A 12,981-nucleotide genomic window follows, 5' to 3' on the forward strand; every position below is an offset into this window, starting at 1 on the left:
ACACAAGCAATCACACAAGCAATCACACAAGCAATCACACAAGCAATCACACAAGCAATCACACAAGCACGAAAATCATGTCATAAATAAATGCTTCATAGCACCAACATAATGAATAAATTTTCTTATATAGCTCAAATAATTCGCTTTCAACTTGTAAAAAGTGTATCCGAAGTACCGAAACTTGGCTTTTGAGTAGATTGAAATGCAATAAAACGGTATAAAGACGGGTACTGTGTTAATTGCTAATAACTAGTGACTGACAACTAGGAAGTAGACACTTTATTAACGAGCCAATTTCAATCTATAAGTTGCAGGGACCTATGACTAACTTTCGAATTTCAGCGCTTTTACTTGCGCTATCCCCTCTTTGGGTATCTGCATCGGTATCAGCTGAAGAACTGAATCAAGTCGATCCTGTTTCAGCTATCGATGCAAAGCTAACAGAGAAAAACTCAGATATTGAGCGTATTTCAGCAACCAAAGTATCGGCGACCGAAAACCTAAAACAACTACAGAACAAAAACAGTAAGTTGTTACGCGAAGGTGAAGAACTTAAGGCAAAACGTAACAGAGCTAAGTCTGTACTCGACAAACAGTACAGTCGCTTACTTGAAGATCCCGAAACAGATTTGGTCTCTTTCCAGAAAAGTTACCAAGATGCCTGGGCTGCGGTTAAAGATAATCAATCGGCTCAGCTAGACAATGAACAAGCAATCAACGAGAGCGAAATTCACCTTTCTCAAATCAAACAAAAGCAAGCTCGCCTAAACAATGAGCTGGCTAATTTGAGAGAATCAAAAGTTGAAGCTCGTGTTAAACGTATTGCAACAGAACTGCGTGAAAGTGCGGTTCTTGAAACCAGCTACACCACTACATGTGCATCAACAATGACACTGGGTGAGTGTACTGCTCAAGGTAAATACCTAACCAATCAAAAAGCCGTGCAGACGTTCAAGAGTCAGTTACTTGAGCAGCTCACAGAAAGTACGTTGGCGAAGCAAAACTTGCAGGGTGTTCAATTGAATATCCATGTTCAAGACAGCCAAGCAATCAAGAGTGGCTTCTCTGGTAACAACTCTTACTTCATGCAAATGCAGGCTCAGCTTCAAGCAAAACCTGAAGCGGTTGCTGCGTGTAACTTATTGAACGTTTCAACGCGCTACTGTTTAACGGGCAGTGACGCAGCAGTCGTTAAGAAGAGTGACAAACAGTGGGCTAACGTGACGGTACGTTCTGATCAGTACAACGACTCAGTAACGATCAACGGAATTAAATATGGCAGTACACCTCTTGAGGTTGCGCTACCAAGTGGTCGTCACCAAGTAACCATTTCAAAACAAGGTTACGAGTCTTACAACCGCACAGTTACCATCAACGGCAGCGACACGATTTGGGTTAAGCTTCTTCCTAGCAAGGAAAGCTAAACACCCTTTCTACATAGAGCTGAGACGATACAAAACGCTCAGTGCTATATCAGATAGCCGTGCCTATTTCACAAAGTTGAATGAATACTCGCCATTTTGTTGATAGTTATAGAAAGTAGCTGCAGACGAAATGGCGTTTTCGTTTAGAATATTCGATTAACCTAAATTACGATTGAAGTAGCCCATCATGCGCCAAGGTCTTCCTACTCTACTATTTGCACTTGCTCCCTGCCTAATGACTCCTGCTGTTTTCGCTGAGGCAACACCGCCAGCGATCGCGTCTTCTGTCACCGACATTGAAAGCTCACTATTCGAAAAGCATGCCGACTTAACGGCTGTTAAGAAGAAACTGGCTGACAAACAAAATGAAGTCGACAATCAGACGCAGCAAATGGCACGTCTAGCGAAGTTATCCGCTCAAGCAGAGCAGACACTCGCAAAGGCGAAAGCGAGTCTAGAGCAAGATTATACACGTATGATTGATGAGCCTGACTTTGATATCTCGCCAGCTCAAATTCAATTCCAAGACGCTTGGAAAACCGTAAAAGAGAGCAAGCTTACGATTTCAGGATCAGAACAGAAGCAGCAAGGCTTGGTGATGGAACTTGAGGCTATCCAGGCCGAAAAAGCGGCGGTACAAGCTTCAATCGCAAACCTGAACCAAGACAAGCTAAGAGCAAGGGCAGAGCGACTAAGAAACGAGATCACTCAGACGGAAGAGCAGACCGTTAGTTTTACTAACCGTTGCAGCAGCGATATGACACTGGCGCAGTGTTCAGATCAAACGGTGACCTTAGCACTTCAAAAAGCGGTAAAACAGTTCCAGCACAGCTTGGTAGACAACGCGACTGAATCGAACACAGTGAAAGAGCACCTTGCGTCTGCTTCTCTGAATATTCACGTTCTGCAACACAAAGTAAAATCCTCTGGCTTCTCTGAAGATAACCGTTACCGAGCGGTAATTGCGGCGAACCTAGAAGCTCGCCCAGATAAGAACACTCCTTGCCGGCTACTTGGTATTCAGTCATCAAACTGTTTCACGCAAAGCGAGCAACAAACCAACGACCAGCAAAAAGAAGTCGCTTGGGTTAACTTGGTGGTGCGTTCAAATCAATACAACGACAATGTTTCTATCAACGGCGTGAACTATGGCAGCACACCGGTTGAAGTGATGTTACCTACGGGCCAACACATGGTCACGATCGAAAAAGAAGGCTACCTTTCTTTCCACCAAGAGTTGAAGATAGCCCGCGATCACAACCTACGAGCGGTATTACAAGCCAAGCAGAACTCATTGAATGTCGGTACCAAGTTTGCCGATCCGATGGGGAACGACATTCAAAGCCCTGAAATGATTGTTGTCGGCTCTGGTCGCTACCTACTAGGTGAAAACAATGCACAACAAGTGACGATCAAACAGCCGTTTGCATTAGCAGCAACACCAACCCGTGTTCAAGACTTTAGAGCATTTATTAAAAGCACAGGCTACCAGACAGACGCGGAGCTGATGAACACATGCGATACGTTCGTCAATGCAGAAATCACAACTGTTTCAGACAATGACTGGCAAAACCCTGGCTTTAAACAAGCAGATAGCTCACCCGTTGTATGTGTCAGCCAGAACGATGCAAAAGCTTATACTCGTTGGTTGTCTAAAAACACAGGTTTCACTTACCGTTTACCAACGCCACAAGAGTGGGAAGCCGCAGCAAGAGCTGGCCAAAACACCAATTTCTGGTGGGGCAACGAATTCAGCTCTGGCAAGGCCAATACAGGTTGGGCAGGCACACCTTGGTCAAACGTAAGCACCTCCCCGGTTAAGTCATTCTTACCAACCCCTACTGGTTTCTACGACATGGTGGGTAATGTATGGGAATGGACAACCATTCAGAAAGGCCTAGCGAAGGGTGGCGCGTGGAGCTTCTCTCCAGAAGAAGCGAAAGTGTATAACGAACTGAACGTTGCACCTTCAACCGCAGCCAACTACCTAGGATTCCGAGTATTGCGAGAGCTGTAAGCTCTCCATTAGGTTCTGAAATTTTGAAATATTTACTCTAGGTTCTCAATTCTCACATTGAGCAGCATTTATAGGGGAATTCCCCCCTTATGCATTAGCACTCCTAGGAGTAGATTCGTCGATAGAGTAGTAAGTCACTCTGGGTATCAAATTGATACCTCAGTTTAATTTACCTGACCCTCGTAAATTAGACTGAAAATCTTCTACATGTCGACAAGGCATATCTTGTCTTTAGCCAGCCCCTCTTCAGGCTGGCTTTTTTTTGCCTATTTATCACTCTTTATGCCTACCCATCCTACGTAATTGAAGTAGTTCGTCAGCAATCCGTTTAACTGTCATTCACCCCTTATTTTTCGCACGGACTACAAACTCTAATTGCCATTGCAGCACTATAAGAAACTGATATCATTACCACACCTCAGCTTACGAGATAAAAAATTGCCCGAACCACTCAACTCCATACATCGTTCTTTATTCGAACAACTTCCAGGCTGCTGGGGCTGCAAAGATACTGACTCGATCTTTGTGTACGCCAATCTTGCTTACAACCAGTTAATTGGCTTAAAACCCGATGAGACTTGTACTGGCTTGACCGACTTCGATATGCCCAGTCAAACTATTGAATGTGCACAGGATTTCAGAGCCCAAGACAAACATGTGATGGATACACACAGCACCCTTAAGATCCTCGATATTCACCCTTATCCAGACGGACGCTGGCATGCCCATATTTTTACCAAAACCCCTTGGCTTGATGATAATGACAATGTCCAAGGCACTATCTTCTATGGGCAAGAGCTCACTGATACTGCAATCTTAGAGGTCGGTCATTGGGTTTGTCAGGCAACAGGAGCGAAAGGTAATCAAGCATCACTTGCGGGATCAGAGCCGCGTGTGTCTAAGCTGCAAAAGCGGCTGACCTCTAGAGAATCAGAAGTGCTGTTCTTACTGCTTTACGGAAAAAAACCTCAATACATAGCGTCTACGTTAAACATTTCAATCAAAACGGTCGAAGGTCATGTCGCGAGATTGAAGCAGAAATTCGACGCTCGCAGTAAAAGCCAATTGATTGAATATGCATTGGACTCGGGGTTAGGCTCAGTGATCCCAGAAACTCTGCTCAAAAAACAGATCTCCGTTGTTCTGCACAGTGACTAGTTAAGTAATTGAAGGCCAGTTGGTTATTGGTTTGACAAGAGTGCAGACAAAAAAATGCCGTTGATTAGATAAGTATCATCAACGGCACTTTTGGATCTATTAAGCAGCTAAGCGATCAAGCAACCTAAGGCGCTAGTCGATCAATATCCCAGCTGTCGTCTTGGCGTGAGAACAAGAAACGGTCGTGCAAGCGGTGTTCGCCACCCTGCCAAAACTCAATGCTATCCACACGTACGCGAAAGCCACCCCAGAAAGAAGGCACAGGAATCTCGCCTTTGGCAAACTTCTGTTTAAGCTCTAGATACTTACCTTCTAGAATCCCACGCGCTGAGATGCGGCTACTCTGCTTACTTGCAATCGCGGCCAACTGGCTCTCTTTTGGACGTGACGAGAAATACTTCATATTTTCCATAGCTGTCAGCTTTTCAGCCGTGCCCGTAATATGAACTTGTCGCTCAAGTGGATGCCAAGGGAAGTGCAAACTGATTTTGCTGTTGTGCTCAAGTTGGTGCGCTTTACGGCTACCTAGGTTGGTGTAAAAAACGAAACCGTCTTTATCAACATTCTTCAGCAGAACAATTCGTTGGAATGGCTGACCATTTTCATCAACCGTAGCAACTGTCATGGCAGTAGGGTCCGTCAACTTCGCTTCAATGGCTTGCTCTAGCCATAGATTGAATTGCTCAATAGGGTCTGCGGCCAAGTCTTTGCGTCTCAATCCACCCTTAGCGTATTCGCGACGAATATCTGTCAGTTCCATTTGGTTGCTCCTTTCAATTTTTTTGTGATTTTGCGCTGTAATCCTTTGAAACACAAGTCTCAGTCATAGTTTTGTCTCACTGAAGATGCTCTGTGTTAACAAGATCTCGGTACTCTCTCCATCATATTGATAATCTTTACACAAACCGATGACAAGCTGAGAACCGAGTGACCAAAATACTGCCTAACCTAATGACTCCCTTTGTTTTATTCTCATTGCTATTGGGAGCTGCAGGACTGACTGCTACTCATTTTTTGGCCGGTCAATTCCAAGAAAAAATCGTCACTCAGCAACTCAATGAAGCAGCTAATAAAGCCAATCTACAAATCGATTCTGAACTGGATAAATTCAAACAGATCCCTGATTTACTCAGTCATGACCCGCGCCTACTCTCTTATTTTGACTCCTCACCAAAAGCAGACAAAATTTCCGCTGCGCAGCTCAATCAATTGCTGTTTGAGTGGTCGAATCAAAGCCAGGCCGACACCATCTATATTCATGACCCAAGCGGGACTGTGATCGCATCAAGTAATTACCAAAAGCCACGTACCTTTGTTGGTCAAAATTTCTCGTTTCGTCCCTATTTTGCTTCTGCAATTCAAGGCAATAACACGCACTATGTCGCGCTGGGTGCCCGATCTAATGTACGCGGTTACTTTTTATCGTCACCGTTGTATCTAGAAAGTGATATTGTCGGGGTGATCACCGTAAAAGTAAGCTTAGAGAACCTCGAAAACATCCTAACCAGCGACGAATTTGAGATTGTGGTACTCGACTCTAACCAAGTGGTATTTCTATCAAGCCAAGCTCCGTGGCTTTACCATTCATTGTTGCCACTAACGCAGCAACAACAAACGGATATCGCAATTCAACGCCAATACGGTCAAAGCGAAATTTCGATCATCGAAGCCTTTCGCTCTTCAAGCTCTCAGTCAGAAGCTAGCAACGCCAATCAACCTAATACAAATCGATCTAGCAACCTTCAATCAAACGAAATCCGAAAAGAACTCACCGCTAACCAATTATTTAAACTCGGGACTTTTAATCTTTACCCTGCAACGGTCAGCAACAACCAGTACCAAGTCGTCGCCCTAAAAGAGACCAGAGCTGAGCTTATTAAGGTCTTGCAGATCGATGTCATCTTCGTGGTGATTTACAGCTTGGTGATGCTCATCGCTTGGTCGTGGCGCCAGACTTATCTCGCGAAAGTGGCGTTGACCCGACTCAACCAAAACCTAGAGCAAACCGTTGATAAACGTACTCACTACTTGAAGCAATCCAATCAACAGCTGCAACAAACCATCTTTCAATACCAAGAGTCGCAGTTGAAGTTGAAACAGACAGAACAAGAGCTGACACAAACCGCGAAACTAGCGGTACTCGGTGAGCTGTCAGCCAGCATTAACCACGAAATCAACCAACCACTTGCAGCGCTGCGAACCTACAGTGAGAACAGCTTAAAACTACTTGAGATGGAACGAACCGATTTGGTGAAGAACAATCTTGAGAAAATGATTGGCCTCAACAACACCATTACCGACATCATCGCGCGACTCAAAGTCTTTACTCGCAAAGTCACTAAACAAGAACATCATGTGGCCAACCTACACCAAGCGGTCAACAATGCCACCAGTATTCTCAGTGCGCTGATGATCAAGCAAGGCATTACACTTAGGTTAAGCACGGTGCCCGATGACATCAACATTGCGATTCATCCAACCGAACTTGAGCAAGTACTGGTCAATCTGATTCACAACGCGATTCAAGCGCTTCAACAGCAAGTTCTTGAACAGAAAATCTTGCAGGAGCAACAAAACCTGGAAAACGTTGACCAACAGGCTAACCCACAGATAGGCATCGAATGGCAACTGCATCATAACTTTTGTCAGCTGATCATTTGGGACAACGGAATTGGCATGCAGGATGACAAACTAGAACAGCTGTTCGACCCGTTTTTTACGACTAAACCGGAAGGCTTAGGGTTAGGGCTTTCAATATCGAAACGGATTATTGAAGCGTATCACGGCACGATCAGCGTAAACCGGTTAGAGCCTTCAGGCATGGTATTCTCGCTAAACATCCCGTTATATAACGATAAAAGCTAACGCGCCGTTGTTAACATTGATTAGAAAACGAATTTCACATACTGCTAAGGACTCGACTTTTGCACTCTATGCCTAAACTCTATTTTGTCGACGATGAACCTGCGATTCGCGACTCAGTAGAACAAGCCATGCTCATTGAAGGCATCGATATCGTCTGCTTTCCCAACGCTATTGAGGCATTAAAGAAAATAGATACGTCGCAAGCCGGAATTGTCATCACCGATATTCACATGCCGGTGATGGATGGCATTCAATTAACGCAAAAATTACTGAGCCAAAATCCTCATTTTCAGGTCATCGTACTTACCGGGCATGGTGACGTACAAACAGCAGTATCTGCGATGAAAGCCGGCGCTTATGACTTTCTGGAAAAGCCATTTGTGGTCGATGCCCTACTCACTGCCGTTAAGAAAGCCGCGGATAAACTCGCACTAGTTGAAGAGAACAACCTATTGCGTAAAGAGTTGGCAATGCAAAATCAAGTTGGCCCAAAACTGATTGGTCAATCACCATCAATGCAGGCATTACGCCGAGAGTTGATCACCCTAGATACCAAAACCAACCCACTTTTATTATTTGTTGGTGATTTAGGAACGGGGAAAAGGGTCACAGCACAATACACCCATGATCTACACAGTCATCAAACTGCGGAGCTTTGCCCTGTCGCAGCATTTAATTTGCCTCGCAGTGACGAAGCGACATTTCATCAATTTGTTTTGCAACTGTTTTTGAAGCATCAAGGTGGAACACTCTATATCCATGAGACAGAAGCATTAACTCAGGATCAATGGCTGTGGTTCGCCAATCTAAAACCGACTCTACTTCGTGAAAACTCATGCAAGACCAATGCAACTTGTATCATTATCGCAAGCACAATAGTTCCTACTACAATTATAAGTGAGTTCCGCCGATTTGATTTACTAACCTTGGCGCAACGAACCGAAGATATTGGCTCTTTGTTTAAGCACTTTGCTCGTGGTGCAGCAAGTCGATATCAACTACCTCCGCCCGTCATTACAGAAAAAGAGATTCAACGACTCATCGCGACTCATTGGACAGAGAACATTCGTCAGCTTCGCCAACATGCCGAACTCAGAGTGCTGACTCAAATCAAACAGCCATCACTCGATAGCGATACTAATGAGCAGAGCGACGAAAATGAACTTGATGTGAGCATTGAGGTACAACAACTATCGTTAAACCAACGTACCGATAGCTTTGAACAAATTATCTTGATTGAGGCACTACATCGCCATCAAGGTCGTTTAAAAGAAGTACAACAAGAGCTGCAGGTGTCGCGAAAAACACTGTATGACAAACTAAGAAAGCACCAGCTCGATAAAACCGATTTCAAAAACCGATAAATCTTAAAAAATATATAAATTCAAAGATTTAAAGGAACAAAATCTTAACATTTATCAGAAGTAAGAATACACTCAATAGGCTTGCACTTTTATTTAGCGAACAAGGACTGTTATGAGTCAGAAAAATTTCAGCAAATTGAACGAGACCGAGCTTGAGTATGTCGATGATAAAACAGCAGCACTGCTCCTCAATACGCCCACCAGTGCGCGTATTATGTTGTGGGTAATCGTTCTGTTTTTTGTTGCTGCTATTGGGTGGTCTGCTTGGGCTGAGATCGACAAAGTCACTGTTGGTCAAGGCAAAGTGATCCCTTCCTCTCAAATCCAAGTGGTGCAAAACCTTGAAGGGGGATTGGTTAAAGAGATCTTGGTTAAAGAAGGTCAACGCGTTCAAAAAGGTCAACAGCTACTGTTAATCGATGACACTCGTTTTCGCTCGGATTTTCGCGAACGTGAGCAACAAGTGGCCAACTTAACCGCCAGCGTCTTAATGCTTTCAGCCTCATTAACCAGTGTTGTTATCGACGAAGATTTCTCTGTAGCAGAGTGGAAAAAAAGTGTCTTACTCGACTACGGTAAACTGGCTTTCCCTCCAAAATTTTACGAGCTTCAACCAAAACTGGTGAATCGCCAGAAAGCAGAATATCGTCAGGATCTTAATAATCTAAAAAACCAACTTTCCGTTTTTGATCAACAAGTTGAGCAGAAACAGCAAGACCTTATCGAAATTAAAGCACGTGTTCGTAACCTAAAACAAAGCTACAAGTTTGCTCGCCAAGAACTGGATATCACCAAACCTCTTGCCGATGAAGGGGTGGTACCAAGAATTGAGTTGCTCAAGCTTCAAAGACAGGTCAACGACACTCGCCGAGAAATGACCTCAAGCGAACTCAAAATACCTCTTCTACGCTCGGCAATCAAAGAAGCTATGCTCAGCCGTATTGATGCCGCACTGAACTTCCGCTCAGAACAACAAGAAAAACTCAACCAAGCACAAGATAAGCTCTCTGCATTGACCGAATCAGCGGTTGGTCTTGAGGACAGAGTAAACCGTACCGTGGTGGTTTCTCCGGTAACTGGCACCGTTAAAACACTCGGCATTAATACTGTCGGCGGTGTTATCCAGCCGGGTATGGACATCGTTGAGATTGTACCGACAGAAGACTCGCTATTGGTTGAAGCGAAAATCGCCCCGCAAGATATCGCGTTCCTACGCCCAGAATTGACTGCCATCGTTAAATTCAGTGCCTATGACTTCACTAAATACGGTGGTCTAGAAGGCGTGTTAGAGCACATCAGTGCCGATACCACTCAAGATGAAGAAGGTAACAGCTTCTACATCGTGCGCGTGCGCACCGAAAAACACAATTTTGGACAGAACGAAGAGTTGCCAATCATTCCAGGGATGACCGCCTCTGTCGATATCATCACGGGTAAAAGAACCGTGCTGGAGTACATGTTGAAGCCACTATTAAGCGCTCAAAACAACGCACTAAAAGAGTAAGGACGTTTGATGCTTGATGACGCCTTTCAATACACAGCAAACAGACGAGAGCAGAGGCTATGAGATCTCGGATTTCTCTATTGCTGCTGGTCCTCACCTCTTTTACCTCTATGGCGCTCAATAAGAGCGACCAACGATGGATAGACGCGGTTACTGCAACCTACGGGGAAAGAGCAGGAAAACGAGTAGCAACATGGCGCTCAAATATGACGTCATACGAAGGGTTAAGTGAAAAAGAGAAGTTAGATTCGGTAAATCGATTCTTCAACCAAATGTACTTTGTCGATGACAACATACTGTGGGGAAAAAACGACTACTGGGCAACACCACTGGAGTTTCTAGGCAGTAACGCCGGTGACTGTGAAGATTTTACTATCGCAAAATACTTCTCTTTGCTTGAACTGGGCGTCCCAGATAAGAAATTACGATTAGTGTACGTAAAAGCACTTGAGTTAAACCAATTCCACATGGTGTTGGCTTACTACTCAACACCCAGTGCAGAGCCACTAATTTTAGACAACTTAAACCCTGAAATAAAACGCGGTTCTAAGCGCGGAGATCTGCGACCGATATACAGTTTCAATGGTAAAAACCTTTGGCTGATCAAGTCGGCAGCAGGCAGCGGTAAGTTAGCAGGGAAATCATCAAGACTGAGCTTATGGAACGACCTACGTTCTCGTGAGCGCAATCTAAAACTAAACAAACCCATTATCAATTACGATGAGTAGGTACAATGACTTTATATAAACAGCTTGTGGTCGGGATGGTTGCGGTATTCATACTGCTGATGACGTCAGTTTTTATGATCGAATTCAATACCACCCGTGGATACTTAGAAGAGCAGCAACGCTCTGAGGTAAGTAATACCATCAATACTGTTGGACTGGCTCTCGCCCCTTACCTAGAAGAAAAGGATAAGGTGGCAGTGGAGTCTGTTATCAACGCCCTGTTTGATGGCAGCTCTTACTCCGTCGTTCGATTGATCTTTCTTGACAGCGGTGAAGACATTCTTCGCTCATACCCTGTAAAGCCAACCGGCGTACCACAGTGGTTTACCAACCTTAACTTGTTTGAGCCTGTTCATGACCGCCGCGTAATCACCAGTGGCTGGATGCAGCTAGCAGAGGTTGAGATTGTGAGCCACCCAGGTCCGGCCTACGACCAACTTTGGCAAGCATTCATCCGCTTATTAACCATCTTTGGCACGATCTTCTTGTTAGGTTTAGTGTCTATATCTTGGATCCTCAAACGTGCCTTACGTCCGCTCTCGTTGATCATTACTAAGATGGATCAGATCGCTAAAAATCAGTTTGGCGAACCACTGGCTCGTCCGAAAACAAAAGATCTAACCTTGGTTGTCGACGGTATCAACCACATGTCGACTCAAGTTGAACTGGCATTTAAAAACCAAGCGAAAGAAGCTCAAAAGCTGCGTGAAAGAGCGTATATCGACCCTGTATCTCAGTTAGGTAACCGTGCTTACTACATGTCTCAGTTAACCCAGTGGTTAGAAGAGTCTAGCTTAGGTGGTTTAGCGGTACTAAAAGCCGAATTTATTAGTGAAGAGTACGACGAAAAAGGCTACCAAGAGGGTGATGCCTTGGTTCATCAACTGGCTGAACAGCTACAGGCTTCAATTTCATCACCAGATATCACCATCGCCCGTATTTCTAGTGACGAGTTTGGTTTCATTATGCCGAACATTGACGAAAGCGAACTTAAACTTGTCGCGGGCAGCATCGTAAATTGCATTCAAAACCTAGGTTCAGACCCTACAGGTACGGCGAATCCACACATCGCATTAGGTGTGACATACAGCAACACCCGAAAAAACAGTACCGAAATCATGTCGTTGGTTGATAACGCACTCTCAAGTGCCAAGGCGAACCGAGAGCTTGCTTACGGTTACGTAACCGCAGACGATCACGGCGCTGTGATGGGTAAACAACAATGGCGTATGTTGGTTGAAGAAGCGATCATCAACGACCTCATTACCTTCCGTCTTCAGGCTGCAAATAATGCCTTTGGTAAAACGTATCACCAAGAAGTATTCTCTGCGATTGAAAAAGATGGCGTGCGTTACGGTGCTAACCAGTACTTGTACGCACTAGAACAGCTTGAAATGAGCCACATTCTCGACCAATACGTTATCGAGAAGATGATTGAAAAACTGAATGCGAAAGAAGTAACAAGCCCTGTTGCTATCAATATTTCGCCAAGCAGTATTTCTCAACCAAGCTTCATCCGCTGGATCGGTAAGACGCTTGAACAAAATACTTCAATCGCTCACCTGTTGCACTTTGAGATTCCAGAAAACTGCTTCATCAACGTTCCGCACTACACGGCACTATTGTGTAACACCATTCGCAATGCTGAAGCGGTGTTTGGTGTCGATAACTACGGACGTAACTTCCAATCTCTGGATTACATCAACGAATACCGTCCAAGCTATGTGAAGCTAGATTACCTGTTCACACATAACCTGGATGACGAAAAACAAAAGTTCACCTTAACGTCGATCTCTAGAACCGCTCACAACCTAGGCGTCACCACCATCGCGTCTCGAATAGAAACTCAGACTCAGCTAGATATCTTGTCTGATAACTACGTAGAAGTGTTCCAAGGCTTCATTGTTGATAAATAGTT

Annotated in this window: 9 protein-coding genes; 8 read left to right on the top strand and 1 reads right to left on the bottom strand. The window is 44.5% G+C overall.

Features of this window, described 5'->3' with window-relative positions:
• The first annotated feature begins 323 nt into the window (after nt 1-323).
• The 3 genes from ACED45_RS11625 to ACED45_RS11635 all read left to right on the top strand — a co-directional run bounded on the left by ACED45_RS11625 (nt 324) and on the right by ACED45_RS11635 (nt 4,602).
• Nucleotides 324-1,427: a PEGA domain-containing protein gene (locus ACED45_RS11625; protein WP_146492685.1), complete on the top strand. Its 1,104-nt coding sequence runs from the start codon at nt 324-326 to the stop codon at nt 1,425-1,427.
• Nucleotides 1,428-1,614: 187 nt separating this feature from the next.
• Nucleotides 1,615-3,444 (top strand): SUMF1/EgtB/PvdO family nonheme iron enzyme, encoded by a 1,830-nt coding sequence (locus ACED45_RS11630; protein WP_371714092.1) that lies wholly within the window; start codon nt 1,615-1,617, stop codon nt 3,442-3,444.
• Between the two features lie 375 nt (nt 3,445-3,819).
• Nucleotides 3,820-4,602 carry a PAS domain-containing protein gene (locus tag ACED45_RS11635; protein ID WP_371714093.1) on the top strand — a complete coding sequence of 261 codons (783 nt, stop codon included), beginning with the start codon at nt 3,820-3,822 and terminating at the stop codon, nt 4,600-4,602.
• Between the two features lie 124 nt (nt 4,603-4,726).
• Here the strand turns inward: ACED45_RS11635 and pdxH are convergent, their stop codons facing one another.
• Nucleotides 4,727-5,362 carry a pyridoxamine 5'-phosphate oxidase gene (pdxH, locus tag ACED45_RS11640; RefSeq protein ID WP_371714094.1) on the bottom strand — a complete coding sequence of 212 codons (636 nt, stop codon included), beginning with the start codon at nt 5,360-5,362 and terminating at the stop codon, nt 4,727-4,729.
• Between the two features lie 167 nt (nt 5,363-5,529).
• Here pdxH and ACED45_RS11645 point away from each other — a divergent pair, with 167 nt between their 5' ends.
• The 5 genes from ACED45_RS11645 to ACED45_RS11665 all read left to right on the top strand — a co-directional run bounded on the left by ACED45_RS11645 (nt 5,530) and on the right by ACED45_RS11665 (nt 12,979).
• Complete coding sequence (locus ACED45_RS11645; protein ID WP_371714095.1) at nt 5,530-7,467, top strand: sensor histidine kinase; 1,938 nt, start codon at nt 5,530-5,532, stop codon at nt 7,465-7,467.
• Between the two features lie 68 nt (nt 7,468-7,535).
• A complete protein-coding gene (locus ACED45_RS11650; protein WP_146492693.1) occupies nt 7,536-8,831 on the top strand; it encodes a sigma-54-dependent transcriptional regulator in 1,296 nt (431 codons plus the stop codon).
• Between the two features lie 112 nt (nt 8,832-8,943).
• Nucleotides 8,944-10,335, top strand: coding sequence for an HlyD family type I secretion periplasmic adaptor subunit (locus tag ACED45_RS11655; RefSeq protein WP_327784632.1), 1,392 nt, complete (start codon nt 8,944-8,946; stop codon nt 10,333-10,335).
• Nucleotides 10,336-10,394: 59 nt separating this feature from the next.
• Complete coding sequence (locus ACED45_RS11660; protein WP_186728107.1) at nt 10,395-11,063, top strand: transglutaminase-like cysteine peptidase; 669 nt, start codon at nt 10,395-10,397, stop codon at nt 11,061-11,063.
• 5 nt (nt 11,064-11,068) lie between these two features.
• Nucleotides 11,069-12,979, top strand: a complete 1,911-nt coding sequence (locus ACED45_RS11665; protein WP_371714096.1) for a bifunctional diguanylate cyclase/phosphodiesterase — start codon at nt 11,069-11,071, stop codon at nt 12,977-12,979.
• Nucleotides 12,980-12,981: the final 2 nt, after the last annotated feature.

It is taken from the genome of Vibrio crassostreae, from assembly GCF_041439375.1.
Taxonomy (GTDB): domain Bacteria; phylum Pseudomonadota; class Gammaproteobacteria; order Enterobacterales; family Vibrionaceae; genus Vibrio; species Vibrio crassostreae_D.